Source organism: Achromobacter veterisilvae, assembly GCF_037619525.1.
In the GTDB taxonomy this organism is placed as follows: Bacteria; Pseudomonadota; Gammaproteobacteria; order Burkholderiales; family Burkholderiaceae_B; genus Achromobacter; species Achromobacter veterisilvae.
In genome coordinates this window covers 5,569,523-5,594,268 of record NZ_CP148753.1, presented here as the reverse complement: position 1 = coordinate 5,594,268, position 24,746 = coordinate 5,569,523, and the positions used below count along the sequence as shown (strand labels likewise).

30 protein-coding genes and 1 tRNA gene are annotated in these 24,746 nt (G+C 66.8%); 11 read left to right on the top strand and 20 right to left on the bottom strand.

Annotation, left to right across the window (positions count from 1 at the left end; genetic code table 11):
• Window positions 1-29: 29 nt before the first annotated feature.
• Together WHX56_RS25980 and WHX56_RS25975 are read left to right on the top strand one after the other, a co-directional pair.
• Complete coding sequence (locus tag WHX56_RS25980) at window positions 30-500, top strand: type III secretion system chaperone (RefSeq protein ID WP_129241202.1); 471 nt, start codon at window positions 30-32, stop codon at window positions 498-500.
• A 31-nt stretch (window positions 501-531) separates the two neighbouring features.
• Window positions 532-918 carry a type III secretion system chaperone gene (locus WHX56_RS25975; protein ID WP_165360165.1) on the top strand — a complete coding sequence of 129 codons (387 nt, stop codon included), beginning with the start codon at window positions 532-534 and terminating at the stop codon, window positions 916-918.
• A gap of 25 nt (window positions 919-943) precedes the next feature.
• Here WHX56_RS25975 and WHX56_RS25970 read toward each other — a convergent pair whose 3' ends face one another.
• Together WHX56_RS25970 and cls are read right to left on the bottom strand one after the other, a co-directional pair.
• Window positions 944-1,858 carry a LysR family transcriptional regulator gene (locus tag WHX56_RS25970; protein ID WP_129241204.1) on the bottom strand — a complete coding sequence of 305 codons (915 nt, stop codon included), beginning with the start codon at window positions 1,856-1,858 and terminating at the stop codon, window positions 944-946.
• A gap of 32 nt (window positions 1,859-1,890) precedes the next feature.
• Complete coding sequence (gene cls, locus WHX56_RS25965; RefSeq protein WP_287752451.1) at window positions 1,891-3,348, bottom strand: cardiolipin synthase; 1,458 nt, start codon at window positions 3,346-3,348, stop codon at window positions 1,891-1,893.
• A gap of 185 nt (window positions 3,349-3,533) precedes the next feature.
• Between cls and WHX56_RS25960 the strand changes: the two genes are divergently transcribed.
• A tRNA-His gene (locus tag WHX56_RS25960) sits at window positions 3,534-3,609 on the top strand.
• Between the two features lie 142 nt (window positions 3,610-3,751).
• Here the strand turns inward: WHX56_RS25960 and WHX56_RS25955 are convergent.
• Window positions 3,752-4,030 carry a BrnA antitoxin family protein gene (locus WHX56_RS25955; protein WP_129244543.1) on the bottom strand — a complete coding sequence of 93 codons (279 nt, stop codon included), beginning with the start codon at window positions 4,028-4,030 and terminating at the stop codon, window positions 3,752-3,754.
• The gene (locus WHX56_RS25950) at window positions 4,017-4,283 is read right to left on the bottom strand and encodes a BrnT family toxin (protein ID WP_129244546.1); all 267 of its coding nucleotides are present in this window, start codon (window positions 4,281-4,283) and stop codon (window positions 4,017-4,019) included. Before WHX56_RS25950 ends, WHX56_RS25955 begins: the two co-directional genes overlap by 14 nt.
• Before the next feature lie 81 nt (window positions 4,284-4,364).
• Between WHX56_RS25950 and WHX56_RS25945 the strand changes: the two genes are divergently transcribed.
• From WHX56_RS25945 to WHX56_RS25935, 3 genes are all read left to right on the top strand, one after another.
• Window positions 4,365-5,519 carry a DUF3182 family protein gene (locus WHX56_RS25945; protein WP_338879381.1) on the top strand — a complete coding sequence of 385 codons (1,155 nt, stop codon included), beginning with the start codon at window positions 4,365-4,367 and terminating at the stop codon, window positions 5,517-5,519.
• A complete protein-coding gene (locus WHX56_RS25940) occupies window positions 5,506-6,264 on the top strand; it encodes an alpha/beta hydrolase family protein (RefSeq protein WP_129244548.1) in 759 nt (252 codons plus the stop codon). The genes WHX56_RS25945 and WHX56_RS25940 overlap by 14 nt, the downstream gene beginning before the upstream one ends.
• Window positions 6,265-6,685: 421 nt before the next feature.
• Window positions 6,686-6,949, top strand: a complete 264-nt coding sequence (locus WHX56_RS25935; protein ID WP_338879380.1) for a hypothetical protein — start codon at window positions 6,686-6,688, stop codon at window positions 6,947-6,949.
• 504 nt (window positions 6,950-7,453) lie between these two features.
• Here WHX56_RS25935 and WHX56_RS25930 read toward each other — a convergent pair.
• From WHX56_RS25930 to WHX56_RS25875, 12 genes are all read right to left on the bottom strand, one after another.
• Complete coding sequence (locus tag WHX56_RS25930) at window positions 7,454-8,419, bottom strand: Bug family tripartite tricarboxylate transporter substrate binding protein (RefSeq protein ID WP_422393675.1); 966 nt, start codon at window positions 8,417-8,419, stop codon at window positions 7,454-7,456.
• A gap of 131 nt (window positions 8,420-8,550) precedes the next feature.
• Complete coding sequence (locus tag WHX56_RS25925) at window positions 8,551-9,729, bottom strand: CoA transferase (protein ID WP_338879378.1); 1,179 nt, start codon at window positions 9,727-9,729, stop codon at window positions 8,551-8,553.
• Between the two features lie 19 nt (window positions 9,730-9,748).
• The gene (locus WHX56_RS25920) at window positions 9,749-11,029 is read right to left on the bottom strand and encodes a TRAP transporter large permease (RefSeq protein WP_129244559.1); all 1,281 of its coding nucleotides are present in this window, start codon (window positions 11,027-11,029) and stop codon (window positions 9,749-9,751) included.
• Entirely contained in the window at window positions 11,026-11,619 is a 594-nt protein-coding gene (locus tag WHX56_RS25915) for a TRAP transporter small permease (protein WP_338879377.1), read from the bottom strand. Before WHX56_RS25915 ends, WHX56_RS25920 begins: the two co-directional genes overlap by 4 nt.
• 3 nt (window positions 11,620-11,622) lie before the next feature.
• On the bottom strand, window positions 11,623-12,645 hold the full coding sequence (locus WHX56_RS25910) for a TRAP transporter substrate-binding protein (RefSeq protein WP_338879376.1): 1,023 nt from the start codon (window positions 12,643-12,645) through the stop codon (window positions 11,623-11,625).
• Window positions 12,646-12,737: 92 nt separating this feature from the next.
• On the bottom strand, window positions 12,738-13,709 hold the full coding sequence (locus tag WHX56_RS25905; protein ID WP_165360294.1) for an SMP-30/gluconolactonase/LRE family protein: 972 nt from the start codon (window positions 13,707-13,709) through the stop codon (window positions 12,738-12,740).
• Window positions 13,710-13,719: 10 nt separating this feature from the next.
• Window positions 13,720-14,658 carry a hydroxymethylglutaryl-CoA lyase gene (locus WHX56_RS25900; RefSeq protein ID WP_338879375.1) on the bottom strand — a complete coding sequence of 313 codons (939 nt, stop codon included), beginning with the start codon at window positions 14,656-14,658 and terminating at the stop codon, window positions 13,720-13,722.
• 185 nt (window positions 14,659-14,843) lie between these two features.
• Window positions 14,844-15,746, bottom strand: a complete 903-nt coding sequence (locus tag WHX56_RS25895; protein WP_338879374.1) for a LysR family transcriptional regulator — start codon at window positions 15,744-15,746, stop codon at window positions 14,844-14,846.
• Between the two features lie 111 nt (window positions 15,747-15,857).
• Window positions 15,858-16,286, bottom strand: coding sequence for a VOC family protein (locus tag WHX56_RS25890; protein ID WP_129244571.1), 429 nt, complete (start codon window positions 16,284-16,286; stop codon window positions 15,858-15,860).
• Window positions 16,287-16,339: 53 nt separating this feature from the next.
• Window positions 16,340-16,957 carry a YiiX family permuted papain-like enzyme gene (locus tag WHX56_RS25885; RefSeq protein ID WP_338879373.1) on the bottom strand — a complete coding sequence of 206 codons (618 nt, stop codon included), beginning with the start codon at window positions 16,955-16,957 and terminating at the stop codon, window positions 16,340-16,342.
• Window positions 16,954-17,121, bottom strand: a complete 168-nt coding sequence (locus WHX56_RS25880) for a hypothetical protein (RefSeq protein WP_165360295.1) — start codon at window positions 17,119-17,121, stop codon at window positions 16,954-16,956. The genes WHX56_RS25885 and WHX56_RS25880 overlap by 4 nt, the downstream gene beginning before the upstream one ends.
• Before the next feature lie 77 nt (window positions 17,122-17,198).
• Window positions 17,199-17,486 carry a hypothetical protein gene (locus WHX56_RS25875; RefSeq protein WP_338879372.1) on the bottom strand — a complete coding sequence of 96 codons (288 nt, stop codon included), beginning with the start codon at window positions 17,484-17,486 and terminating at the stop codon, window positions 17,199-17,201.
• A gap of 194 nt (window positions 17,487-17,680) precedes the next feature.
• Between WHX56_RS25875 and WHX56_RS25870 the strand changes: the two genes are divergently transcribed.
• Window positions 17,681-18,313 (top strand): FMN-binding negative transcriptional regulator, encoded by a 633-nt coding sequence (locus WHX56_RS25870; RefSeq protein ID WP_129244578.1) that lies wholly within the window; start codon window positions 17,681-17,683, stop codon window positions 18,311-18,313.
• Here the strand turns inward: WHX56_RS25870 and WHX56_RS25865 are convergent.
• Window positions 18,273-19,532 (bottom strand): MFS transporter, encoded by a 1,260-nt coding sequence (locus WHX56_RS25865; protein WP_287752471.1) that lies wholly within the window; start codon window positions 19,530-19,532, stop codon window positions 18,273-18,275. The two genes, WHX56_RS25870 and WHX56_RS25865, sit on opposite strands and share 41 nt — an antisense overlap.
• An 84-nt stretch (window positions 19,533-19,616) precedes the next feature.
• On the opposite strand from WHX56_RS25865, the gene WHX56_RS25860 reads away from it, so the two are divergent.
• Window positions 19,617-20,363: an ArsR/SmtB family transcription factor gene (locus WHX56_RS25860; protein ID WP_129244582.1), complete on the top strand. Its 747-nt coding sequence runs from the start codon at window positions 19,617-19,619 to the stop codon at window positions 20,361-20,363.
• A gap of 335 nt (window positions 20,364-20,698) precedes the next feature.
• Window positions 20,699-20,971: a hypothetical protein gene (locus tag WHX56_RS25855; protein WP_129244584.1), complete on the top strand. Its 273-nt coding sequence runs from the start codon at window positions 20,699-20,701 to the stop codon at window positions 20,969-20,971.
• Between the two features lie 3 nt (window positions 20,972-20,974).
• On the opposite strand, the gene WHX56_RS25850 is transcribed toward WHX56_RS25855, so the two are convergent.
• From WHX56_RS25850 to WHX56_RS25840, 3 genes are all read right to left on the bottom strand, one after another.
• Entirely contained in the window at window positions 20,975-21,739 is a 765-nt protein-coding gene (locus WHX56_RS25850; RefSeq protein ID WP_287752473.1) for a DUF1828 domain-containing protein, read from the bottom strand.
• Window positions 21,736-22,272 carry a hypothetical protein gene (locus WHX56_RS25845; protein WP_129244586.1) on the bottom strand — a complete coding sequence of 179 codons (537 nt, stop codon included), beginning with the start codon at window positions 22,270-22,272 and terminating at the stop codon, window positions 21,736-21,738. The genes WHX56_RS25850 and WHX56_RS25845 overlap by 4 nt, the downstream gene beginning before the upstream one ends.
• Before the next feature lie 181 nt (window positions 22,273-22,453).
• Window positions 22,454-23,305, bottom strand: a complete 852-nt coding sequence (locus WHX56_RS25840) for a KPN_02809 family neutral zinc metallopeptidase (protein WP_129244587.1) — start codon at window positions 23,303-23,305, stop codon at window positions 22,454-22,456.
• An 86-nt stretch (window positions 23,306-23,391) separates the two neighbouring features.
• On the opposite strand from WHX56_RS25840, the gene WHX56_RS25835 reads away from it, so the two are divergent.
• Window positions 23,392-24,018 (top strand): L-threonylcarbamoyladenylate synthase, encoded by a 627-nt coding sequence (locus tag WHX56_RS25835; protein WP_129244589.1) that lies wholly within the window; start codon window positions 23,392-23,394, stop codon window positions 24,016-24,018.
• 69 nt (window positions 24,019-24,087) lie between these two features.
• A complete protein-coding gene (locus WHX56_RS25830) occupies window positions 24,088-24,735 on the top strand; it encodes a site-2 protease family protein (protein WP_338879371.1) in 648 nt (215 codons plus the stop codon).
• Window positions 24,736-24,746: the final 11 nt, after the last annotated feature.

Sequence of the window (24,746 nt, the reverse complement as noted above, 5' to 3'; positions counted from 1 at the left end):
ATCCTTTCCGCCTCCAAAGGAAATCCGCAATGTCCATTTCTCTGCCCGCCAAACTGGCGGCCTTGGCGAAGGCCCTGGGCCAGGACGCCACGCTTTTCGACGAGCAGGGCGCGGGCGCGCTGCGGGTCGGCGGCGTTACCCTGCTGTTGCAGTATTTCGTCGAAGGCGAAGTCCAGGCCCTGGTGCTGGCCGCCGACCTGGGCCCCGTGGCGCCGGACGCGCGCGCCCGCGTTTATCCCATGATGCTGGCGGCGAATACCTCGTGGCGCTCGGTCGCCGGCGGCGCGCTGGCCCTGGACGATACGCGCCATCACGCAATGCTGATGCTGCGGCTGGACCTTGCCGAGCTGGACGCCGAAGCCCTGGCGGGCAGGTTCCATGCCTTCAGCGATGCCGCCCTCAACTGGGGCGCCCGGCTGGGCCAGCCGGGCGACGACAATCCGGCCGAGCTTGCCGTTGCGCCCGAACAGCCGATTTTCACGCCGGCCAATTTCGCCTGATTCCGGACTTTCCAGCCGAACGTATCGCCACATGAACATCGACACTTTCCTCGCCCTGGTCAATGCCTATTGCACGCGGGCCGGCCTGCCCCCCGCCGTGCTCGAGAACGAACATTGCGTGCTCCTGCCGCAGCCCGGGCAGGCGGTCGTGCTGGCATGGGACGCCGCGGAAGAAGAGCTGCTGCTGCTGGCCCCCGTGGGCGCCGAGCCGATCGAGCTGGACGGGGAGGCCGCCGTCGAACTGCTGGGCGACGCCTACCTGGGGCAGAACCTGGCCGGCGCCGCCGCCGGCATCGACCCGCAGACGGGCGGGCTGGTCCTGTGGCGCCGCCTGCCCGGTTATGGCCTGACGGCCGACAGGCTGGAGCGCAGCATTCAGCGCACAGTCGCCGCGGCGCAGGCCTGCCTGGGCAGTTGAGCGCTCCCGCGTCCCGCGAGGACGCTCAATCCTGTTCGCGCGTGGCCGCCACGATAGGATCGTCGAGCAGGTATTCGGCCACCTGTTCGACGAAGGGCGAGGGCGGCACGCCGGCCTGGGTGACGAGCGTCAGTTCGCGCAGGGCCCAGGGTTCGCGCAGGGCCACGGCCGCGATCCGCTCTTCGCGCAGCGCGCTGGCGGCAACGCTGCGCGGCACCAGGGACACGCCTACGCCAGCCTCCACCATGGACAGCACGGCGTCGAAGGTATGCACGTGGATGCGCACCTTGGGCGCCTTCCCGGCCAGCTTGGCCATGTCGCGCAGGAAGACGTAATTGCTGCTGGTGCGGCTCATGCAGACGAAATCCAGGTCCAGCACCGCCGGGAAGCGCACCGGCGAGCTTTCCACCACGGGGTGGTTCAAGGGCGCCGCGATGATCAGTTCGTCGACCGCATAGCGCGTTGCGTTGACCCCGGCGGATTCCGCCCGGCCCGCGAAGATGCCGATGTCCGCTTCCTGGCCGGCGATGGCGGCCTCGATGGTATTGCTGGAACGCTCTTCGAGCAGGATATTGACGTTGGGGTTGGCCGACAGGAAGCGGCTCAGGCTGGGGACGATGAAGCCGTTGAGCGAACTGCTGTTGGCGAACAGCTTGACGCTGCCCTTCAGGCCGCTGGCGAAGCCGCTGACCTCCCCGTGCATGCGTTCGACGCCTGCCAGCAGCGAGCGCACGTGTTTCAGCACGAAAGCGCCTTCCACCGTGAGTTCCATGCCGCGGGCCTCGCGCTTGAACAGCGGCACGCCCATCGCGAACTCCAGGTTCTTCAGGCGATAGCTGGCCGAGGACGCGGTCAAGTGCACCGCGTTGGCTCCGCCGGACAGGCTTTTCGCCTCGGCGATCGCGAGAAACAGGCGGAGATCGGTAAGTTCATAGCGCATCGCGCAAGATTACCGTAGTTGCGGCGGCGGCGTCACAAATAGGGCGTTGCCAGCCAGATCACCTTGTTGCGCAGGCGCTTGGCGAAAGGCGCCTGCTGCAGGGTTTCCAGCGTCTCGCGCCGGGCCTGGCCGATCAGTTCGTCGACCCGCGCGGCGATCCAGCGCGCCACGCCGGCGTCGTAGATTTCGGTGTCCAGTTCGAAGTTCAGCCGCAGGCTGCGCGGATCCAGATTGGACGACCCGACATAGGCCCAGGCGTCGTCCACGGTCATCAGCTTGGAATGGTCGAACGCGCCGCGCGAGCGCCAGACCCGGCAGCCGGTGCGGATCACCTGGTCCAGTTGCGCCGTCATCGCGTAGTCGACCAGCCGCAGATTGTTCTTGCCGGGGATGACGATGTCCACCGCCACCCCTCGGCGCGCGGCCGTCGCCAGCGCGCCGATCAGCGTCTGGTCGGGCAGGAAGTAGGGCGACTGGATGCGGACATGGCGCTGCGCCACCGCGAGCGCGCCCAGCAGCATATTGTGTGAACTGCCCAGCGCGCGGTCGGGGCCGGACGGCACGCAGCGCATCGGCACGCAACCGGTGAGCGGTATGGCGCTGGGGTCGAACCAGGGCTTGGCGGGCAGCGATTCGTGCGTGGTGAAGTTCCAGTCGTGCGCGAACACCGACATCAACTGCGTCACGATCGGGCCTTCCACGCGGAAGTGCGTGTCGCGGTTGGTGGCGGGACCGGCCAGCGCGCTGACAAAGGCCGCGCGCACATTCATGCCGCCGGTGAAGCCCACCCGTCCGTCGATGACCAGCACCTTCCGGTGGCTGCGCAGATTGGCGTAGGGCATGCGCAGCACGCCCAGCGGATTGGTCATGAAGCGCGCCACCGGCACGCCGCCGCGGGCCAGCATGCGGACGATGGGAGGGCGGGAGTACTTGGAGCCTATCGCATCGATCAGCACCCGGACTTCGACGCCGCGCGCCCGCGCTTCGATCAAGGCCTGCGCCATTTCGCGCCCGATCGGATCGTTGTCGAAGATGTAGCTCTGCATCGCCACGGCGTGGCGCGCGTCGCGGATCGCCTGCAGCATGGCCGGATAGGCCTCGTCGCCGCCGGCCAGGGGCTGCACCGCGTTGCCGCCCAGAAGGCGGAACCGGCTGACCCGGTCGCCCAGCACCTTCAGCGAGGCGAACTGCGGGCCGGAGATCGGCACCACGTCCACGGGCGCCGTCTCGACCTGTTCCGCGTCCACCACCATTGCTTCGTCGCGCTGCTGCGACAGCCGCGTCTTGCGGATGCGGTTGATGCCGGCCACGAAGTAGAACAGCGCCCCGAACAGCGGCGAAAACAGCGCCACCCCCACCCAGCCGATGGCCGCCCGCACGTCCTGTTTGGTCATCGCGGCATGCACCGCCGCGCCCGTCCCGGCCACGACGCTGATGGCAAATACCAGGTGGGGCCAGTAATCGATCAAAATAGCGTGTATGCGGTCCATGGCGATGGCGAAAGAGACAGCCTCCAGAGGGGATCAATGCGCAAGGATATCAACACGGCGGGGCCTGGCAAGTAGGCAGGCCCCGCCCGCTTCCACACCGTTCAAAAAAACGTGCTAGAATTCGGCCTCTTCGTTGATGAGCGTCTCTTTTCAGAGACAGCGCGGCGAAGAAAGCAGTACCAGAGGTGGCTGTAGCTCAGTTGGTAGAGTCCCGGATTGTGATTCCGGTTGTCGTGGGTTCGAGCCCCATCAGCCACCCCAAAACACCTTGGAAATCAGCCGCTTAAAGCGGCTGTTTTCTTTTGTGCGGCAGGAATTTTCCAATTGCCCGCATACCGGGCTGCGGCGCCCATGGCCATCTGCAAGGGGCATGAACGCGTACCGTTCCCTGCCCCCGCGGCCATCAGCGGGGCGCGTGCGTTTTCAGCCAGTCCCGCAAGGCGGCATCGACCCGCGTCTGCCAGCCGGTGCCGGTGGCACGGAAGCGCTCCAGCACATCCGGCGACAGCCGGATGGTGATGCGCTCTTTCGTGACTTCGGCCTTCGGGCGTCCGATCTTCTTCATCTGCTTCAGGTCGGCGGAACCCAGCTCATAGGTGTCCGGATCGGCGGCGATGCCGCGGTCGATGGTGTCGTCTTCTTCCGGGGTGGGGACCATCGTCCCCGGCTTAAGCTTCGGCATAAAGGTTCACCTCACTCGAATTTGCCTTGCGCAGGCTGATGATGCGCCGTTCGTTGTTGCGGTCCACGTACACCACGCAGCACAGGCGCACATCGATGTAGCCGAGGGCGATCACGCGACGTTCGCCGTATTCACGGCGCATGTCTTCGCGCACCAGGGCGTCATCCCATTCGAACTCTTCGGCATCGGCCAGCGAAACGCCATGCTTGCGCTGGTTGCTCAGATCTCTGGCGGGGTCGAATGTGATGTCCATGCAGTTATTGTATGTACATTAAGTGAGGGCGGCAAGAGATTTCTGTACATACATTTATTCCCCCGCCCCTAGGCGCCGGGCATGCGCCTTGCTGAGCGGGTGGCCATGACCCCCACACCGACAGCCTCCGCGGGCATCGTGGCCGCCTATCCCCGGCGGGCGACCGCATCCGAACATGAAATCGCCTCCCAGGACGCGCTGGCGTTACGCCTGGCCGCGCTGCTGGGCAGGCGCTACGTGCCCGGATACCGTCCCAGCCGCCATCGCGGCGAACCGGCACCCTATTACGTGCCCGACCGCAGCATCGTCGGCTCGGCGCGCGCAGCCATTCTTGGAATCAAGCGGGCGGCCGACCTCTATGGCGGCGTGGTTCCGCAAGCCTTCGTGGCGACGAAGTCGATCAGCCACGGCCTGGTGGGGCCGCACGCACAGTCTCCCCCCGCGTGGGCCCAGTCGTTGCCGGACATGCTGCGCGATGTCGTGCTGACGGGCTATACGGCATTCAGCCCCGAGGACGCGCTGACGGCGGGAGAACGGTTATTGAAGCGCGGGCCTCTGCGCTTGAAACCGGCGGATGCCACGGCCGGGCGGGGGCAGGTGGTGGTAGGCGATCCGGATGCGCTTCGTGCCGCGGTGGCGGCGCAATCTCGCCAGGCGATGAACCAGCTTGGCCTGGTGCTGGAGGAAGACCTGGAAGCGGTCGAGACCTACAGCGTCGGCTGGGCGCGGGTGGGAAAGATGGAGGTGGCCTACGTCGGCACCCAGACGCTCACCGAGGACAATGGCGGCAACCAGGTCTATGGAGGATCGGAACTGCGTGTGGCGCGCGGCGGCTTCGATGCGCTGCGCGGGCTGCAACTGAGCGAAAGGGAGCGGCTTGCGGTCGATATGGCATGCCGCTACGACTCGGCAGTGTCCGCCGCTTATCCGGAGCTGCTCGCGTCGCGGCGCAACTACGACGTGGCGTTCGGGCGCGGCGCGGACGGCGGCCCCCGCGCCGGCGTGCTGGAGCAATCCTGGCGCGCAGGCGGCGCGAGCATCGCCGAGCTTGCCGCGATGCAGGCCTTCGCGCTGTCGCCCGCGCTGAAAGAGGTGCGCGCCGAGACGAAGGAGCGATACGGCGCGGATGAACCGGCTCCGATTGTCCAGCGTCTGGTGTTCCATGGAATGGACGCGGCCGTCGGCCCGATCAGCAAGTCCGGCGGCATTCTGGAGCAGGGCAATGGCCGCGCATAGCAATCCGATCGCGCTGGACGTCGACGGCGTGGCGCTGGACGCCACTTTTCTCACCCCTGAAGACAAGGTGCCGGGCGTGCTGTTCATCCATGGCTGGGGCGGCAGCCAGGAATTCGATCTGTCCCGCGCCAAGGGCATCGCCGCGCTGGGTTGCGTATGCCTGACGTTCGATCTGCGCGGGCATGCCGCCACGCAGGCCCGGCAGCGCCAGGTGACCCGTGAAGACAACCTGCGCGATGTCGTCGCCGCCTATGATCGCCTGGCCACTCACCCTTCGCTGGATTCCGGCTCGATCGCGGTAGTGGGCAGCAGCTACGGCGGCTATCTGGCGGCCTTGCTGTGCGCCTTGCGGCGCGTGCGTTGGCTGGCGCTGCATGTTCCGGCGCTGTACCGCGACGATGAATGGCTGCTGCCGAAGAACCAGCTCAACCGCGACACGCTGCGAGCCTACCGCAGCGCCTATGTGCCGCCGGAAGAGAACCGCGCGCTCAAGGCGTGCACCGAGTTTTCGGGCGACGTGCTGCTGGTGGAGGCCGAGCACGACATTTATATCCCGCACTCCACGATCATGAGCTACCGCTCCGCCTTCCGGCGGTCCCATTCGTTGACGCATCGGATCATCGACGGGGCCGACCACGCGCTGAGCGAAAAGCCCGCCCAGCGCGCCTATACCTCGATCCTGGTCAATTGGGTGACCGAAATGGTGACCGGCGCCCGGATGGGAGTAGGGCGGGCAAGTTTCTGAGGACGTGCCGCGGCCCTGCCTCGGTTCTTGAGATTGAACGTTCTTGTGGTCTTGCCGTTTGCCATCCGGCATTGGCCAGCCTCGGAGTTGGGTTTCGCGGACACCTGGCCATACAGGGAGTTCTCGTTGTGAATCTGGTCCTGGCTGGTCGTGGTCCATCCGTTAGATGCGATGGTCATGGACATACCGCTGGGAAACGTGAAGCCGACGTTGCCTTTCCCTGGTGTTCCAAGCGCCTTGAGAGGGAACAGGCTCGTCTGGTCCCGGGCGGGGACGGCAAAGTACCGCGCGTTGGCATCGCCACGGCATGTCGCGGCCTGGCGGCGAAAGAGCCGTCGAGAGGCCATTCTCGCGCCCGTTTGGAGCAGTCCCGTTGGCTTGCTATAAAGACAGCTACAGCTTTTTCGCAGGGGTAGGGCAAATGTCGATTCAATCGTTGGGCCGCTTTGGCGCCGCGCTGTGCCTGGCCGCACTGGTTTCCGGGTGTTCCTCGATCGGCCTGGGCAAGCCGGAGCGGCAGACTTCCAGCAGCGCTTCGAAGGTCAGCGCCGAGTGCCAGCTCAGCCGCAGCAAATGCCTTTATGAAGGGGCCTACGAGTCCGGGGAGCGGGACTATGCCGAAGAGGAAGCGAAGCGCCTGAACCTAGCCGAGGTCGAGCGGCTTCGCCGCGGCGCCGGCCGCTAGGCGCGCCGTGCTGCCATCAAAAAGCCCGCTGCTTTCGCCAGCGGGCTCTTGCTTCTACCCTTCGTGCTTGTTTCGCTTCCTGCGCCGGTCGATTGCCCGGAGTATTTCCCCTGACTCGAGCCGGTATACGCCGTTACCCTCCCTGATCACGGCGCCGCCCGTGGAAAGGCGGCAGGTCAAGACAGCGAATGCGTCCACGTTCGGATCTGCCGTGGGTTGTTGAACGAGATGTCGCTCGATTCGATACTGGACTCCCGCTGCGGAGACCGCGATCACATCCTCCAATCGTCTACACGATATCGACATGATGAACCTCCCGTACTCGCGCCACGTTGAAACCTGTGGCGCCGGGGTCATCGTCACAACTGGGTCTGGTGCTGTCAATGCCGCAATCCCGCATTAACAGCGGGTTTGCGGCGGGCTTCCCAGGGAGCCTCGTGCATACGCACGAGGCGATGCATGCGTCTGGCCTACGGCGTTTTCACGCAAGATTCGGGGGGAGGCCTATTCGAGCTTTACGTTGGCGGCCTGGATGACCGAGCGCCACTTCTTATGGTCCGCCGCGATCGTCTGCGCGAACTGCGCGGGCGTCGTCGGCATGGCGGTGGCGCCCTGGGCCGCCAGGGCGTCCTGCACGTCTTTCAGCGCCAGGATATTGTTCAATTCCTTGTTCAGGGTCTGGATGATGGGTTGGGGCGTTTTGGCGGGCGCGAGCAGCCCGTACCAGACGCGCACGTCGAAGTCGGGGTATCCCAGTTCCGCGACGGTGGGCACGTCGGGCATGGCGGGGCTGCGCTTGAGCGACGTCACCGCCAGCGGCACGGCGCTGCCTGCCTTGATCTGGGGAGCGGCCGACGGAATGGACGTGAAGATGACGGGCACCTGGCCGCCCAGCAGATCGGCCATCGCCGGACCCGAGCCCTTGTAGGGCACGTGGACCAGCTTGATGCCGGCCTGCAGTTGCAGCAGTTCGGCGGCCAGGTGGGTGATGGTGCCGGCTCCGGGGGAACCGTAGTTGATCGTGCCGGGCGCCTTCTTGGCGGCGTCGATGAGGTCTTTGAGCGATTTGTAGGGGCCGTTCTTGCCCGCGACGACCACCAGCGGGGCTTCGCCGACGATGCCGATGGGTTCGAAGTCCTTGATCGGGTCGTAGGACAGCTTGCCGTAGAGCGACGGGGCCACCGCCAGGTTGTCGACCTGGCCCATGACGATCTCGTAGCCGTCCGGCTTGGCGCGGGCGGCGGTGCCGATGCCGATGGTGCCGCCGGCGCCCGGCCGGTTCTCCGCGACGACGTTCCACTTGACCGAGTCCGATAGCTTGGCGGCCACGGTGCGCGACAGGAAGTCGGTGCCGCCGCCCGGTGTGAACGGCACGATGACGCGTATGGGTTGGTTGGGGTACGGGTCCGCGGCGGAGGCGGGGGCGCAGGCGACAAGCGCGCAGGCCGAGAACATCAAGGCACGTAGCATCATGGTTGTAGTCTCCATTATTTTGCGGGGCGCGTCCGGTCATGGTTGCCGGACGTCGTTGACTGCGGACAGATTCTTGACGCGTACTGCTGATCGCGCGGCGGCGCCGGAGCCAGAGGCGGCGGGCGCCCCTAGACGGCGCCTTTCGCGCGCAACTCCTGTATCCGGGATTCCGGCAGGCCCAGTTCCCGAAGCACGTCCTCGGTGTCCGCGCCCAGGGACGGCGCGGGCGCGCGGGCCAGGCAGGGCGATTCCGCGAACTTGATCGGAAACCCCAGCATGCGCACCTGCTGCCCGTCGGGATGCGGGACGTCGATGGCCATTTCCTGGTCGGCCACCTGCGGATCGTCGAAGACGTCCCGCAGGTTCAGCACCTGTCCGCAGGGCACGCCGTACCGGTTGAGGCGTTCTATCCAATAGCGGCTGCTTTCCTGGCGGGTGCGGGCCTCGATGGCGGCCTTGATCGATTCGCGGTTCAGCATGCGGTCGGCATTGGCCTGGAAGTCCGGATGCGAGCGCAGCGACTGAAGTTCCAGCGCGTCCAGGAACTTCTCGTACATGGCGTCGTTGGACGGCGCGATCGCGACCTGGCCGTCCGCCGTTTCGAACAGCCCGTAGGGCGCGACGATGCCGTGGTCGTTGCCGGTGCGCGGCGGAAGCTCGCCGCTGGCGAAGTAGTTGGCCGCCTGGAAGCTGAGCAGTCCTATCATGCTGGACATCAGGCTGACGCTGATGGAATCCCCGCGGCCGGTGCGTTCGCGGCGCAACAGCGCGGCCAGCACGCCCAGCGCGCCGTTCATCCCGGCGACCAGGTCGCTGATGGGCGGGCCCGCGCGCATGGGCGGATCGCTTTCGCCGCCGTTCAGGCTCATGAACCCGCTCATGGCCTGGGCGATGAAATCGAAAGCGGGCCGGTCGCGATACGGACCGGACGTGCCGAATCCGTTGATGCTGCAATGGATGATGTCCGGACGCAGCGCCTTCAGGGCGTCATCGCCGAACCCCATTTTGTCCATGATGCCGGGGCGGTAATTCTCGATCACGACGTCGCATTTCGGTATCAGCCGGCGCAGGATGTCCTTGCCTTCCTGGCTGTACAGGTCCAGCGTGACCGATCTCTTGTTGCGGTTGTAGTTCGCGAAATACCAGCTCAAGCCGTTCTTGATCACGCCCTGGTGGCGGACCGGGTCGCCTTCTCCAGGCGTTTCGATCTTGATGACTTCGGCGCCCATGTCGGCCAGGATGGAGGTGCAGTACGGTCCCGAGATGATGCGGGTCAGGTCCAGGACGCGGATTCCGGAAAGGGGCATATCGTTTGTCTGTGCAGTATCAGCCGCCCAGGCCGGGCAGCCACAGGGTCAGGGGGGGAAAGGCGCAGATCAGCGCGAGCACGATCAGCGACCAGATGAAGAAAGGAATGATCTCGCGCACGATGGGGCCGATCGGGGTGCGGCCCACGGCGGAGGTCACGAACAGCAGGATCCCGACCGGCGGCGTCAGCATGCCCGTCATCAGGTTCAGGATCAGGATCATGGCGTACTGGATGGGGTCCAGGCCCAGTTGCGCGCCGATCGGCAGCAGCGCCGGCAGGGTGATGATCATGGCCGGCAGCGGTTCCAGGATTTTTCCGACCAGGATGAGGAACACGTTCACCGTCAGCAGCACGACCCAGTGCTCCTCGGAAATGCTCAATATGCTCTTGGCGATGGTGGCCGCGATGCGCGATTCGCTGATCAGCCAACTGAAGGGGCCTGCGGCGGCCAGGAGGAACAGGACGACGGCCATGGTGCGCCCGGCCGCATAGAAGGCCGAGCCCAGTTCGCCGAGCTTCAGTTCGCGGTAGACGGCCAGGCCCACCAGCAGCGCATAGACGGCCACGAAGGCGGCGGCCTCGGTGTCGGTCAAGAGGCCGAAGCGTATGCCTACGATGATCAGCACGGGCATCAGCAGCGCCCAGATGGACGCGCGCGTCACTTTCGCCCGCTCGGGCCAACTGGCCCGCGGGCGCGACTTGTAGCCGTGGCGGCGCGCCTGCCAGGCGCAGATGGCCATGTAGCCGGCCAGCAGCATGAAGCCGGGGATGATGCCGGCCAGGAACAGGCGGATGATGGACAGGTTGGCCAGCACCGCGTAGACGATCATCGGGATCGAGGGGGGCAGGATGGGGCCCAGCATGGCGCCGCAGGCGATGACCGCCTCGGGGTAGCCGCGGCGGTAGCCTTCGCTCTTCATCGAGGGGATCATCGCGGTGCCGATGGCGCTCGCGTCCGCCACGGCGGAGCCGCTGATGCCCGCCATGACGAGGTTGGTGGTCAGGGACACCTGCGACAGGCTGCCGCGCATATGGCCGACCATGGCCATGGACCAGTTGATGAGCCGCAGCGTGACGCCGCCCCGGTTCATCAGTTCGCCGGCCAGGATGAAGAGCGGGATCGCGACCAGGGCCGTCTCGTCGATGCCGCCCAGCATCGACAGCGGCGCCTGCACGATGTCCACGCCGCCGCCGCCCTTGAACAGCATGCCGATCATGGCGGCGGTGATCATCGCGAAGCCGATGTCCAATCCCAACAGGATCAGGACGATGAACAGGACCACCGAGAATAGGATCATGGGTGCGTCCCCGGCATATCGTTCTCTTCTTCGCCGCGCGCGAAGGCGTCGCGCGGGACCGGCGCGTTCGGGATCAGCAGGCGCAAGGCCAGGAACAGCGTGAAGAACGCCATGCCCGCGGTCAGCGCGGCATAGCTCACGGCGTAGGTGAAGGGCGTGCCGACGATGTCCTGGAAGTGCCCCACCTCGACCACGTCCAGGCCCTTGTAGAAGAGGGTTGCGGCCAGCGCCAGCAGGAGGGCGTCGAACAGGCGGTCGCGAAAGCGCCGCGCGCGCTCCGGCAAATGGCTGTCGATGAGGTCTATCACCACGTTGCGGCGTTCACGCAAGGCCATCGCCGCGCCCAGGAAGGCGCACCACAGCATGCCGATGCGCGCGATCTGGTCCCAGGCGTCGAACTGCGTCTTCAGCAGGTAGCGGTCCAGCACCTGCGCGAAGCAGAAGACCAGCACCACGGCCAGCGTGAGCGCGACGCCCAGCCGGCCTATCCAGCAGACGATGCGGTCGGCGCGCAGGACCCGCGCGCGCCAGGGCGATCCCTCGGGCGCCTGCGCTGCGGTCCTGGCCGTGGCCGGCATAGGGGCGCTCATGGTCTACTCTTGCATCTTCTGGATGCGTTCCACCATGCCCGCGGGCCAGTCCTTGCCCTCGTACTGCTGGTAGACGGTGGAGAGGGCCGCCCTGAACGCGGCCTTGTCGGGCTGCGTATAGGTCACGCCGGCATCCTTCAGGAGCTTGACCGCGTTGTCGTCCAGTTCCTTGTCCAGCCGGGTGGCGACCTTGCCCCCGGCCTTGGCCGCGTCGACCAGCGCCTGGCGCTGTTTGTCGTCCAGCCCCTGCCAGACGCGTTCGGAGATGAACCAGCCCGTCAGTTCGTACGCATGATCGGTGGCGGCCCAGAACTTGGCTTCTTCGTGGAAGCGCAACGGTATGGACAGGTCGAATCCGTTGTCCTGGCCGTCTATCATGCCGCGGCCCAGCGCCGTGTAGATTTCGGTCATGCCCAAGGGCACCACCTGCGCGCCCAGCTTCTCGAACGTGCTTTTCAGGATGGGAATGGAGGGAACGCGCAGCTTCAGTCCCTTGACGTCCTCGGGCTTGTTGATCGGGCGCGACACGGTCTGCAGCGCGCGGGGAGAGCGGATGCCGAACGCCGCGAACACACGCACGCCGGACTTCTTGGCCACGTCGTCGAAGATCTTGGCGAACTCATCGCTGTTGATGATGCGCTCGGCCTCCTCGCCGCTCTTGAACAGATAGGGCGCATACAGGATGTTCAGGGGCTGCGCGCCGCGCAGGAACACGACGGAGCCCAGGCCGAAGTAGCCCATGTCCAGCGTGCCCAGTTGCATGGAGGACAGGATCTTGCTGATGTCGCCCAGTTGCCCGTCCGTGTAGACGTGGACCTGCAGATCGTTGCCGGACTGCTTCGCGGCCTCGTCGGCGAAGGCGCGCATGGCGTGGTCCCATGGGCTGTTGGAGGCGGCGATGGTCGCGATCTTCATCTCGCGCGCCTGCGCGTCCCGGGCGGGCAGGAACGTGCCCGCGGCGGCGGCAGACAGCGCCAGCACGACGGCCGCGCCACGGGCCAGAAACGGCGATAGCTTCCTGTTCATGATGTCTCCCCCGGAATGTTGTCCTGTCCGGTTATGTGGATCCGCCGTTCTTTTTTGTGGACGGCGGATGGTGCGGCCGAGGCGGCCGCGGGCTACCAGTTCCAGTGCACGGGCTTGAGCCCGGCCACGGGCGAATCGAACACGGCAAGGCTGGTTCCGTTGATGCAGCCCATGAAGGCCGTCTTGCGGTCGTGCCCGCCGAACGCGATGCTGGTGATGTTCTGCAGCTTCTTGCTGTGGTTGTCGTAGACCATCGGGCGGCTCAGCCGGTTGGCCAGGTATTCGGCTTCCAGCCTGTCGATGTGGGCGGGGTCGCCGTCTTCGAGCACCAGTTGCTGGTCCCCCTGGGGGCTGACGCGTATCACCCGGTTGGATACCACGCTGATCACCCAGATGTGGCCCGCTTCGTCGACCGCCATGCCGTCGGGATAGGTGCCCTTGCCGAATTCGGTGATCACCGTCCGCTCGCCGAGATCGCCGTTCGGGGCTACGCGGAAGCGCAGCAGCCGCCGGCCGAAGGTTTCGTTGACGTACAGGTAAGTGCCGGTGGGATCCATGCGGCATTCGTTGGTCCAGTGCACGTCCTGCGCCACGATGCGCGTGCCGCGGCCATCGTGCACGGCGATGAAGCCGTCGGCGATGTCGCGGCGGAACTGGTGGTCGCCCTTGCGCACCGTGCTCACGCAGATCCACAGCCTTTCACGGTCGTCCAGCCAGACGAAGTTGACGCCGGGCAGCGCGACGCCGTCGATCTCCATGATGTGGGGGGCGGCCGAGCCGTCGCGCTGCACGCGCCAGACGCCGCCGTCGTCGGCCAGGTTCGCGATGGCGAACGAACCGTCGCGCAGCAGCGCGAAGCCGTTGGGGATCAGGCCGGCCTGGGCGCCGATCAGGCGGGCGCTGCCGCCGGGCTGGATGTGGCGGATGCCGCCGGCCTTGTCCGATACGTACAGGTCGCCGGCCGCGGTGCTCAGCACGCATTCCGGCCGGTTCAGGTTGACGCCGGCTTCGCGCACTGCGCTCAGAGGAAGCCGCGCGATTTCAGGATTCGGAGGGTTGTCCATTCGGGCCTCCTCAACCGACCGCGCCGACGGCGCCGCCATAGTCGTGCAGATGCAGCCGCGGGCCGGCCTTCATCAACTGGCCCGGCAGGTTCCGGCCGATCACTTGCTCCAGCCGCTGCGCCACCTTGATCAGCGCGCGCAGGTCGATGCCGCTGTCCACGCCCATTTCATCGAGCAGATAGACGAGGTCCTCGGTGCAGATATTGCCCGTGGCGCCCGGCGCGAACGGACAGCCGCCCAGGCCCGCCAGGGAGGACTCGTAGGACGTGACGCCCGCGCGCAGGCCCTCGACCACGTTCACCAGGCCGATGCCGCGCGTGTTGTGGAAGTGCAGCGATATCTTTACGTCGGGATGGTCGGCCCGCAGCGCCTCGACCGTGCGGCGCACCAGTCGGGGCGTGGCCATGCCGGTGGTGTCGCCCAGCGTGACCGCGTCGAAGCCCAGGCGCGCGAATTGGGCGAAGATGGTCCTGATGCGCTCCAGGTCCACGTCGCCCTCGAACGGGCAGCCGAAGGCGACGGCGATGGCGCCCTTGCGCTTTATCGGGTGGTCCTTCAACCGTTCCGCGATTTCCTCGATATCGCGCAGCGACTGTTCGACGGGACGGTTCAGGTTTTTGGTGTTGTGGCTTTCGGTGGCGGACAGGAAGACGACGATTTCGTCCGCCTTCGACCGCAGCGCATTGTCGACGCCCTTGCGGTTCGGCGCCAGCGCGCCCAGCACCACGCCGGGGCGCTTGCGCACTTTCTCCAGGACTTCCTCGGCGTCGCGCATCTGCGGCACCGCGCGCGGCGAGACGAAGGAAGTCGCTTCGAAGTGCCTGACGCCCGCGTCGATCAAGGCGTTCAGTATTTCGGCTTTGGTGTCGGTGGGCACGAATTCGGACTCGATCTGCAGTCCGTCGCGCATGCCGACTTCCACGATTTCAACCCGGTCTGGAAGGCTCACGGCGCTTGTCTCCTGGTGCCCGGTTCCTGCGCCCGCAAGGGCTTGCGCGGCGGTGTCCGGGACGGCGTTGTCGGTCACTATCTTCAGCGATCGATCCAGGCGGGACAATTCGCGAATCTTCGGCGGGGTATCGCGAAATGCGATGCCTCGGGCCGCGGGCGGCGGCGTCGGGAAAACCCCCGCGGTCAATGCTGCGTTGCGGCTTCGGCGATCAGGTGATCAAGCAAGAGACGGGCGGCGCCGGACAGCGATTCATTGCTGCGCACGCACAATTTCAACTGCCGGCGCGCCCAGGCATCGGTCAGCGGGACGATGCAGAGTTCGTCGCAGGCGTATACGGACAGGGCCTTCGCGGGAACGATCCCGATTCCGAGGTCGGCGCGCACCATGGACACCAGCGCGTCGTAGGACGTGACCTGGAAGCGCAGCCGCAGCGTGCGGTTCATGGAGGCGGCCTCGCGCGTGAAGAGGTAGTTCGCCGCGCTGCCCCGGTGCATGCCGACGTGGTCGTAGTCCAGGGTGTCGGCGAACGCCACGTGTTCGCGGCGCGACAGAGGATGCCCGGCGGGCGCCACCAAGGCCATGATGTCGCGGTGGTAGGGGAAGATGTCCAGTCCGTTCTCGTCGTCGGACTGCGTGTAGACGCCGATGTCGGCCGCGTTGTCGGCCACCGCGCGCGTGACGCCGGCGCTGACCGATTCTTCGAGGTCGATCTGTACGTTGGGATGCCGCAGCAGGAAGCGGCGCAGTTCCATGGGCAGGAACTGGGCGATCGACGACAGATTGGCCGCCACGCGCACGCGCCCGCGCAAGCCGGCAGAGTAGTCGCGGATTTCATCCGCCAGGTCCTGCGTCTGGTGCAGCAGGGTGCGCGCGCGCCGAGCCAGTGCGCGCGCGGCGCTGGTGGGCTCCACGCCGCGCGCGTGCCGCTGGAACAGCGGCACGTCCAGTACGCGCTCGAGTTCGGACAGGCGCTTGGACAGGGCGGACGGCGCGATGTGTTCGCGCGTCGCGGCAGCCGTGATGCTGCCTTCTTCCAGCACCGCCAGGAATACCTGCAAGGTGTAGAGATCGAGACGAGGGTTCATGCAGGCCTTCCGGGACACACACGCTCGCGAGGATAACGGGTGTCCTGCAAGCCATGGCTAGGGGATTACGCGTAGGGTCGGCAGCGCTCCGGCATCAAGGCGCCGGCCCCATCATGTCCCGGCGTCGGCCTGCCATGCCGGATTCCAGACGGCTTCCCATACGTGGCCGTCCGGGTCCTGGAAGTAGCCGGCGTAGCCGCCCCAGAAGGTGTCATGCGCGGGCTTGAGGATGCGGGCGCCGGCGGTCTCGGCCCTGGCCATGACACGGTCCACTTCCGCGCGGGAGCCGACGTTGTGGCCCAGCGTCAGATTGGTCGGCGAGGCCGCGCCCAGCGGCAGGCCGGTATCGTGGGCGATGCTGGCGCGCGGCCACAGGGCCAGCCGCAGGCCGGGCTGCATATCGATGAACACTACCGCGCCGTGCTCGAACTCCTGTCCGATGATGCCGGCGGTGGGCAGGCCCAGGCCGTCGCGATAAAAGCGCAGGGCGGCGCCCAGATCGTCGACGCCTAGAGTGATGACACTGATGCCGGGACGCATGGATCATTTTCCCCGAGGGGCAAAATGCCAGTGTATATCGAGGCGTGCCGCGGCTAGCGTTCGTCTATCGTCAGCAGCAGCGCCGAGTCGAACATGGCGGCGGGTGAGATGATGGGTTCCTCCCAGGGCACGTCCGAGCCATAGCGTTCCTGCATTTTGGCGCGCACGGCCGGAGCGCTGAGATCGAACTGCTTGAGCGGGGCGAGCGCCCCGATCTCCACGCCCAGCGCGCGCTGGTAGATCTTCCAGACCAGCTCCGAGCAGTAGATTTTCTCGTCCGGCCACGCAAACAGCAGATCGTACGGCTTGCCCACGAATGCGGCGCCGGCCGCGGCGAGCCGTTCGCGCGCCGGCGGCGCCAGCCGGGCCGCGTCGCGCAGGCGCTTGACCACATAGTGTCCGCGTTCGCCTTGCGCCGCCCATTGGGCGAGCGGCGTGTAGCCGACCTGGGCAGCGGCCTCCAGCACGTAGGGGCGTCCCTGGCGCACCACGATCATGCCCATGTGGCTATACGGCGAATGCGTGGCCTGCTGGATGGCCAGGCTTTGCGCCGACCGGGATTGCTGGAACACGAGGTCGCCCGTCTGGACGTCGGGCGCCGCCGAGGCGGCCAGGGAAAGCGCGGACAGCGCCGCCGCGGCGGCGGCGCGTGCCCATGCGGCCAGAGTCATGAGCGAGCCCGGCTGGCGGCCGGCGTCTCTTTCTTGCCGCGCGGCTTGGGCGCGGGTTTCCTGTCTTGGGCGGGAGCGTCGAACTCCTGCTTGTTGCGTTCGCCCCGCGGGGTATTTTCCGGGTGGGGCTTGGGAAAAGCCCAGGGCTTGGTCTTCTGATCCATTGCATGTACTCCTTGCACAGGCGGAACAGTAGCATTAGCCGTGGCCATGGGTAAGTGAGGGTTGACGTCAATATTCATTACTTCGTGATATCGGATGGAAAAACGCGATGGCTTCGACCCGGATCCGCTCGCGATTGTTCCCGCGGCAGATTGCTGCCCGTCACGGTGCTCATCGACGCGATCGGCAGTTCATCGGTGTTGGCGTCGCGCAGCGCGGGATCGGTCAGCAATCGATAGCCGGACTGCGCGAACTCGCGCCGCAGCGCTTCGTTCATATAGGTCGGCACGCGCTCGCGCATGGCCGGGTCGTCCCGGAAGTCCAGATCGTCGGGCCGGGGCACAGCCAGATCCGGCCGGCGCTCCATCCGGGATCCTGGCTGGGCTGGCTCTGGCTTTCGCCCAGGGACGTGGAATAGTTCTGCGCCTTGGGCAGGTTGGTACAGCCGGCAAGACTGATGGCCGCGCCGCGGGTGGCACCATGAAAAGAATTTTCGTTGGCCCTGGCAATGGAGCCACGGCGGCGGTATGTTGGGAGTTTTCAGCCACCGCCGATTCCGCCATGTACCTGCCGTCCGCCTTTCGCGAAGATTCTCTCGACGTCCAGCACGATTTCATCCGCGCCCACCCCCTGGGCGTGCTCACGACCGCCGGGCAGGGCGGGCTGATGGCGAATCACATTCCCTGTCTGCTCTATCCCGAAGGGCCTTGCGGCGTGCTGCGCCTGCACGTGGCGCGCGCCAATCCGCAACTGGCCGAACTGGCGTCGGGGCGGGAATGCCTGGTCGTGTTCCATGGGCCGCAGGCCTACGTTTCGCCTTCCTGGTATCCGACCAAGGCGGAGACGCACAAGGTGGTGCCGACGTGGAATTTCGTGGCCGTGCACGCCTGGGGCGTGCCCGCGGTCCAGGACGATCCGGCGTGGCTGCGGGCGCAGCTCGACGCGCTGACCGACAGCCAGGAAAAGGCGCGCGCGCAGCCTTGGCGCGTGGACGACGCGCCGGCGGATTTCATCGCCGCCCAGATGCGGGCGATCGTCGGCGTGGAAATCCGTCTTTCGCGCATCGAAGGCAAATGGAAGGTCAGCCAGAACCGCACGGCCGCCGATCGGCGGGGGGTGGCGGAAGGCCTGGCGAACGAGCAGGGCGATGCCGTCATGGCCGGGCTGGTCGCGCGCCGGGGCGGGCTGGAGTGACGCGTCCCAGCGCGAAGCTCGCGATCGCGGCCGCCTGCAGGCAGGCCGCCGCGGCCAGGAACCAGAGCAGCGGATGTCCGGCACGTTCCGACAGTGCGCGCAGGATGCCGAACAGGGCGGGCGCGAACGCATAGGCGCCTTGCGACAGAGCAACGATCAGCGGCACGACGCGCTGGGCGTCGTCCCGCGCGAATTCGGTCTGGGCGATCAGCGGTGGCAGCGAGGTCGCGTTGCCGATGCCCGAACCGAACAGCAGCACGCCCAGCCACACGGCCCACGCATGTTCGGCCGCCAGCATCAGGACGAGCGAACCGCAGATCTGGATGCCATAGGCCAGGCAGGCCACCTTGCGCCGGTCGGCGCCGGCCGGCATCAGCCATCCCACCAGCGTGCGCCCCGCGATGGCGCTGGCAGTGGCCAGGCCCATCGCCAGGCCGGCCGTCTGCGCGCCCAGCAAGGGCGCCAGCAGCGACAGCAGGTGCGCGATCAGCCCGATTTGCGCGAACAGTCCCAGCGCCATGCCCGCGGCCAGGGTCAGGAAGGACCGGTCGCGCCAGAGATCGGGCACGGGCGGCGGCGAGGGCGCCGGCGCGGCGGCCCGGGCTTCCGGCGCCGCGCCGTCGGGGGCCTGTCCGAGCTGTTGCGGCGTGACGGCGAATACCTTGAGCGACAGCGCCGCGATCACGCCCACCATCGCGATTCCCACCCACAAGGCGGCCTGCGCGAAGCCCGCCTCGCCGATGAGGTAGACCCACAGGGGCGAGAACACGATGCCGCCGACGCTGGCGCCGTTGTAGGCCATGCCCAGCGCGGCGGGCCGGCGCCGGACGAACCAGGGCGAGATCAGGGCGTTGACCGCCGCGGCGCCCAGGGCCACCCATCCCATGCCGGAGAACAGCGCGGCGGCATAGAGTTGCCAGGGCTCCGCGGCCCGGGCCCAGCCGTTCGCGCCCAGCGCGAGCAGCACGGCGCCGCTCAGCGTTACCGCGGGTACGCCGAACCGCCCGTACAGGCGGGGCAGGTTGGCCACCACGAGCGTTCCGCACAGGAAGTGCAGGGTGACGGCGCCGGACACCAGCGCGACGCCCCAGCCGGTGCGCTGCGCCACGGCGTGCAGGAAGACGGGCGGGCCGTAGAAGCCGACGCCCCAGCCGAAGATCGCCAGCACGAAGGTGGCGTACAGGACTGTCCAGCCGAAGAATGCATGGGGTTTGCGCATGGGTGTCCGGCGGGCCGGCTGTCTTGTTGGGATGACTCGCAGTATGCTTGACTCTGCACACAATACTTTGGCCTGGAGCGAATCATGGAATCCACGTTCGCCGACATCAATCTTTCCGCGGTGGCGGGCGCCATCGCCGACCCGGCGCGCGCGCGCATGCTGTGCGTGCTGCTGGACGGCCGTGCCCGGACGGCCACGGAACTGGCGGCGGTGGCGGACATCGGCGCTTCCACGGCCAGCAGCCATTTCCAGCGCTTGCGCGAGCAGGGGCTGGTGGAAGTGGCCGTTCAGGGCAAGCACCGCTATTACCGGCTCGCCAACGGCGAGGTCGGGCATGCGCTGGAGGCCCTGCTGGTGGTGGCCGGCGCCGAGCGCACGCCGTTCAAGCCCACTACGCCTTCCGCGCTGCGCGAGGCGCGCACCTGCTATGACCACATGGCGGGCACGCTGGCCGTGCGCATCCACGACGCGATGCTGGCCCGCCGCTGGCTGGAGGACGATGGGCGCGATTACGCGCTGACTCCCCTGGGCGAGGCCGCATTGGCGCAGGTGGGCGTGGACGTCGCGCTGGCGCGGCAGCGCCGGCGGCGCTTCGCCTGCGCCTGCCTGGACTGGAGCGAACGCCGTTCGCACCTGGGCGGCGCGCTGGGCGCGGCCTTGCTGGATGCGCTGCTGCGGCGGGGCTGGGTAGCCAAGGACCTGGATTCGCGCGCGCTGGGCGTCACGAAAAAAGGCGAACGGCAGTTTCCTGCTTTCTTCGGCAAGGCCGAGGCTCAGCCCGCCGGGTTTGAAGCGGCGTGGCCGCGGGGGCGCAAGCATGTCGCCGCATAGTCTCGCCACGGCGGTCTACCGCTGGGGCTGGGCGCTGGCGGACTACATGCGGGCGACGGATATGAATCCGTCTGAAAGTGTGGATACGCAACAGCGCTAGGGTAATCCCGATGAATCGGCGCCGGAGCGCGCGGCCTGAGCATTCCCGTTCGCGCGCAGGCCGCGTCAGGCTTGGCCGCGCGCGCGATGCGCGTTTCCGGCCCGCCTAGGTTGAGAAACGGGGACGCAAGTCTTGCGATGCAACAATGTTTCTAGTTTCTGCCTGAGTTACAAAACATATCCGGACTGTCATGAACAGCCGAGGTATGCTGGACCGTAGAAAGAGGGCATCCGAAGTGCATCAGAACAACTTGATCTACAAGGGATACCGGCTTACGGCCAAAGTGTCCCGGGGCGCCGGCGCCGAGATTGAAGCGCCTCCCAGCGGCCCCGTATTCATTGCGTCGGTGATGGTGGTCCAGGCAGGCGCCGTGCTCGAAGGCGGCGACGAATACCCGGTTCCGTGCTTTGCCGAGGGCGGCTTCGTCTTCAGTCCACGCGAAGCGGTGCATGCGGCCATCCTGCATGGCCGCGAAATCGTCGACGGCCTGACCAACATGTCTTCCTGACTCCTAGCCGGAAAAGACCTCGCGCCAGTCGCGCGTCTTGGCCAGCGTATGCACAGTGGCCGATTGTTCGAGTATGGTCACCGCTTTCTTGAATTCGTCGGCCGAGGCGCCGTCTTCCAGGATGACCATGCGCGAATTGCGCGCGTCGGCCATCTTCACGTCTGACATCTTGCCGTGGGTCTGGTAGACCTGCGTCCAGTCCATCTTCTTGCCGGCCTTCAAGGAAATCGGCTCGATATACGTCAGCGCCGTGCTGCCGGACGCGCGCACCGCGAACGCGAAGTCCGCCGTGTGGCCGCTGCTGCCCTTGGCGCGAGCGCCCTTGACCACGCGGTTCACGCCCACGCCTTCCGCCAGCGCGCGGCCCACTTGCGCGCGAAAGCGTAGCTGGCTGAACCGGGGCATCCACTTGGCGCACTGGAACGACAGCGCCATCGCCAGCTTCACGGCGTCCCACAGGGCTTCCTGCAACTGTTCATTCGGCCCGGACGCGACGATGGCGCCCGTGCGGTCGAAGTGCGCCAGGCTGACGCCCGGCGTTTCGTTCAGCAGATCGATGCGCTTGGCCGGCAGGTCGATACCGTAGCTGGACGCGTGCATCGCGGTCTCACAGGCGTCGGTCAGGTAGAAAGACGCGTCGTCGGGATGGGCGATGAAGAACGCCGCATGCTGCCCGTCCAGGCCCAGCGTCATGGGCGATACGGCGCGGATGGCGTGCTCGCCGGCCGGCAGGACAGTCCAGCCGGAGGCTTCCAGAAAATTGCTCATAGAATCAGTTCGATTTGGCGGCCTTTGAGAGGATGCGCGAAACCGCCGGTCAGCGTCAGGTTCGCCCGCGGCAGGAAATACTGCATCAGCGCGCCGATGGTGTGTAGGGCGGGCGCCACGGGCTCGGCATAGCCTTCGCCGTCGTCCACCCAGATGTGTTCGTGGCTGCGGTCCGCAAGCGGCTTGCGGAATTGCGGCCGGCCTTCGCCCACCAGGCTGGTGTGGAAGGAATCGTCGGTGTCCACGCCGTACACGCGGTGCGGGCCCACGAAGAGGCTGGCGCAAAAGGCCTCGGCCAGGAAAATGGTGGCCTGGCCGTGCACCGCGGTGCGGGCGCTGCGATAGGCCGCGCGGAAGATCACGTCTTCGCGCACTTCCCCCTTGATCCGGCACGGGCTCGCGAATTCCATCCATTGGAGATCGGAGGAGGCGGGCTTCGGAATCCAGGCGATCGGTTTTACGGTTTCCTTGGGTTCGGCAAGGATCTCTTGCACCTCATCGACGGTGATTAACGGTTCGAACTTCTTGGCCATGGAACTGATCTAGGGTCTGGGAATTGCGCGCGCCGGCGGATGGCGCCTGGCGCGTGCCGCGCCGCTCGACCGGCGGCGGGGAAACGCACGCAACACGGCGAGGGGGCGTAATCTTACAAGATGAAGACGCCGCGGCCCCGCGGGCTGTATGGATATACAGGCCCGGAGGGCCGGCGCGGGCCTACAGGGAACTGGCCGAGAACGTGTCGCATTGCTTGATGCTGCCGCTTTCCAGGCCGCGCTTGAACCAGCGCACCCGTTGGGCCGACGAACCGTGCGTGAACGCGTCGGGAACCACGTAGCCCTGGCTCTGCTTCTGCAGGCGGTCGTCGCCGATCGCGGTGGCGGCCCCCAGGGCCTCTTCGACGTCGCCGCCTTCGAGAATGTTGCGCGCCGCGTCGGCGCGCTGCGCCCACAGGCCAGCGAAGCAGTCCGCCTGCAGTTCCATGCGCACCGACAGCGCATTGGCCTGCGAGGGATTGCGCCGGCGCAGGTTGTCCACCTGGTCCGAGATGCCGAGCAGGTGCTGGACGTGGTGTCCGACCTCGTGCGCGATCACATAGGCCTGGGCGAAATCGCCCGGCGCCTTGAAGCGGTTCTGCAATTCATCGAAGAAGGACAGGTCGATGTACACCTTGCTGTCGCCCGGGCAGTAGAACGGCCCCATCGCCGACTGGCCCGTACCGCAGGCCGTGGGGGTGGCGCCGCGGAACAGCACCAGCTTGGGCGCCACGTACTGGCGGTTCAGGTCTTTCTGGAAAATGGCGCTCCAGGTGTCTTCGGTTTCGCCCAGCACCTTCGATACGAAGATGGCCTGGGGATCGTTGGCGGGCGGGCGCGAGGCCGGCGCTTCCTGCTGCATCGGGGGGCCTTCGGCCATTTGCAGGACTACGCTGGGGTCCACGCCGAAGTACATGGCGACCAGGGCCAGTACTATCGTACCGATGCCGATGGTGCCGCGTCCGCCGATCCGCGGGCCACTGGCACGGCGGTCTTCCACGTTGTCGCTTTCGCGCGAGTTATCTAGGCGCATTCCGTTTCTCCGGGCGGGTCGGCGTTCCCGCCATTTTGCATCGCCGCGCTTTACTGAGCGGCCTTCAAGAGTGTTAGGATAAACCCATGGCTCTGTATTTCTCCATTCACCCCGCGAATCCGCAACCTCGCCTGCTCAAGCAGGCGGCCCAATGGCTCACCGACGGTGGCCTGGTGGCCGTTCCCACCGACTCCAGCTACGCGGTCGTCGCCCGCCTGGACGACAAGGACGCCGCCGACGGGTTGCGCCGGCTGCGGGGGCTGGACGAACGCCACCATCTCACGCTGCTGTGCCGCGACCTGGCCGAAATCGGCCACTTCGCGCGCGTGGACAACCGGCAGTACCGCCTGCTGAAGGCCGCGACGCCCGGCCCCTGGACCTTCATCCTGGAAGCCACCAAGGAAGTGCCGCGGCGCGTGTCGCATCCTTCGCGCAAGACCATCGGCATCCGGGTGCCCGACCATCCCGTCATGCTGGGCCTGCTGGAGCAGGTGGGGGCGCCCTTGCTGTCCACCACGCTCATCCCCAAGGACGAGTCCGAGGCGCTGAACGACGCGGAAGACATCCGCGAACGCTACGAACATTCCCTGGCGGCCATCATCGACGCGGGCGCCTGCCCGCAATCGCCGACCACCGTGATCGACCTCACCGGCGACGATCCGGTGGTGGTGCGCGTCGGGCGCGGCGACCCGGCGACGCTGGGCCTTGCCTGAGCGCGCCGGCCGCGCGCGCTTGCGGGCCGGCTCTCGCCGGCTCGCGGCTCATCTACAATCCGGTTCGCCATGAATGACATCATCCAAACCATTGCGGTCTACGCGATACCGGTTATTTTCGCCATCACCTTGCACGAGGCCGCGCACGGTTTCGTCGCGCGCATGTTCGGCGATCCCACGGCCCACCAGGCCGGCCGCATCAGCCTGAATCCCGCGCGGCACATCGATCCCATCGGCACGCTGCTGGTGCCGGTGGCGATCCTGCTGGCGTCCAAGCTGCTGGGCAGCCCGGGCATGCTGTTCGGCTGGGCCAAGCCGGTGCCGGTGGACTTCGGCCGCTTGCGCCGTCCCAAGCAGGACATGCTCTGGGTCGCGCTGGCCGGCCCCACGGCCAATCTGCTGATGGCGATCCTGTGGGCGTTTTCCCTGCGCCTCTTCCTGGAATCGGGCCTGCAGGAATCGTTCTGGTTCGAGATGGCCGTGGCCGGCGTGAACGTCAACCTGGTATTGATGGCGCTGAACCTGCTGCCCATCCCGCCGCTGGATGGGGGACGCATTCTGTTCAGCCTGCTGCCCAACCGGCTGGCCTGGCAGTATTCGAAACTCGAGCCTTACGGCCTGGTCCTCGTCGTCATCCTGCTGGTGACGGACGTGCTCTGGCTTTTGATGCGGCCGGTGCTCGGGTTGGGAACGACAATCGTTCAGTGGTTTCTATAAGATTTTGGCCA

Bases quoted from the DNA above. Each gene is read 5' to 3' on its own strand.
- WHX56_RS25980 (WP_129241202.1), top strand. From the start codon at position 30: ATGTCCATTTCTCTGCCCGCCAAACTGGCGGCCTTGGCGAAGGCCCTG.
- WHX56_RS25975 (WP_165360165.1), top strand. From the start codon at position 532: ATGAACATCGACACTTTCCTCGCCCTGGTCAATGCCTATTGCACGCGG.
- WHX56_RS25970 (WP_129241204.1), bottom strand. From the start codon at position 1,858: ATGCGCTATGAACTTACCGATCTCCGCCTGTTTCTCGCGATCGCCGAG.
- cls (WP_287752451.1), bottom strand. From the start codon at position 3,348: ATGGACCGCATACACGCTATTTTGATCGATTACTGGCCCCACCTGGTA.
- WHX56_RS25955 (WP_129244543.1), bottom strand. From the start codon at position 4,030: ATGCCGAAGCTTAAGCCGGGGACGATGGTCCCCACCCCGGAAGAAGAC.
- WHX56_RS25950 (WP_129244546.1), bottom strand. From the start codon at position 4,283: ATGGACATCACATTCGACCCCGCCAGAGATCTGAGCAACCAGCGCAAG.
- WHX56_RS25945 (WP_338879381.1), top strand. From the start codon at position 4,365: ATGCGCCTTGCTGAGCGGGTGGCCATGACCCCCACACCGACAGCCTCC.
- WHX56_RS25940 (WP_129244548.1), top strand. From the start codon at position 5,506: ATGGCCGCGCATAGCAATCCGATCGCGCTGGACGTCGACGGCGTGGCG.
- WHX56_RS25935 (WP_338879380.1), top strand. From the start codon at position 6,686: ATGTCGATTCAATCGTTGGGCCGCTTTGGCGCCGCGCTGTGCCTGGCC.
- WHX56_RS25930 (WP_422393675.1), bottom strand. From the start codon at position 8,419: ATGCTACGTGCCTTGATGTTCTCGGCCTGCGCGCTTGTCGCCTGCGCC.
- WHX56_RS25925 (WP_338879378.1), bottom strand. From the start codon at position 9,729: ATGCCCCTTTCCGGAATCCGCGTCCTGGACCTGACCCGCATCATCTCG.
- WHX56_RS25920 (WP_129244559.1), bottom strand. From the start codon at position 11,029: ATGATCCTATTCTCGGTGGTCCTGTTCATCGTCCTGATCCTGTTGGGA.
- WHX56_RS25915 (WP_338879377.1), bottom strand. From the start codon at position 11,619: ATGAGCGCCCCTATGCCGGCCACGGCCAGGACCGCAGCGCAGGCGCCC.
- WHX56_RS25910 (WP_338879376.1), bottom strand. From the start codon at position 12,645: ATGAACAGGAAGCTATCGCCGTTTCTGGCCCGTGGCGCGGCCGTCGTG.
- WHX56_RS25905 (WP_165360294.1), bottom strand. From the start codon at position 13,709: ATGGACAACCCTCCGAATCCTGAAATCGCGCGGCTTCCTCTGAGCGCA.
- WHX56_RS25895 (WP_338879374.1), bottom strand. From the start codon at position 15,746: ATGAACCCTCGTCTCGATCTCTACACCTTGCAGGTATTCCTGGCGGTG.
- WHX56_RS25890 (WP_129244571.1), bottom strand. From the start codon at position 16,286: ATGCGTCCCGGCATCAGTGTCATCACTCTAGGCGTCGACGATCTGGGC.
- WHX56_RS25885 (WP_338879373.1), bottom strand. From the start codon at position 16,957: ATGACTCTGGCCGCATGGGCACGCGCCGCCGCCGCGGCGGCGCTGTCC.
- WHX56_RS25880 (WP_165360295.1), bottom strand. From the start codon at position 17,121: ATGGATCAGAAGACCAAGCCCTGGGCTTTTCCCAAGCCCCACCCGGAA.
- WHX56_RS25875 (WP_338879372.1), bottom strand. From the start codon at position 17,486: ATGGAGCGCCGGCCGGATCTGGCTGTGCCCCGGCCCGACGATCTGGAC.
- WHX56_RS25870 (WP_129244578.1), top strand. From the start codon at position 17,681: ATGTACCTGCCGTCCGCCTTTCGCGAAGATTCTCTCGACGTCCAGCAC.
- WHX56_RS25865 (WP_287752471.1), bottom strand. From the start codon at position 19,532: ATGCGCAAACCCCATGCATTCTTCGGCTGGACAGTCCTGTACGCCACC.
- WHX56_RS25860 (WP_129244582.1), top strand. From the start codon at position 19,617: ATGGAATCCACGTTCGCCGACATCAATCTTTCCGCGGTGGCGGGCGCC.
- WHX56_RS25850 (WP_287752473.1), bottom strand. From the start codon at position 21,739: ATGAGCAATTTTCTGGAAGCCTCCGGCTGGACTGTCCTGCCGGCCGGC.
- WHX56_RS25845 (WP_129244586.1), bottom strand. From the start codon at position 22,272: ATGGCCAAGAAGTTCGAACCGTTAATCACCGTCGATGAGGTGCAAGAG.
- WHX56_RS25840 (WP_129244587.1), bottom strand. From the start codon at position 23,305: ATGCGCCTAGATAACTCGCGCGAAAGCGACAACGTGGAAGACCGCCGT.
- WHX56_RS25835 (WP_129244589.1), top strand. From the start codon at position 23,392: ATGGCTCTGTATTTCTCCATTCACCCCGCGAATCCGCAACCTCGCCTG.
- WHX56_RS25830 (WP_338879371.1), top strand. From the start codon at position 24,088: ATGAATGACATCATCCAAACCATTGCGGTCTACGCGATACCGGTTATT.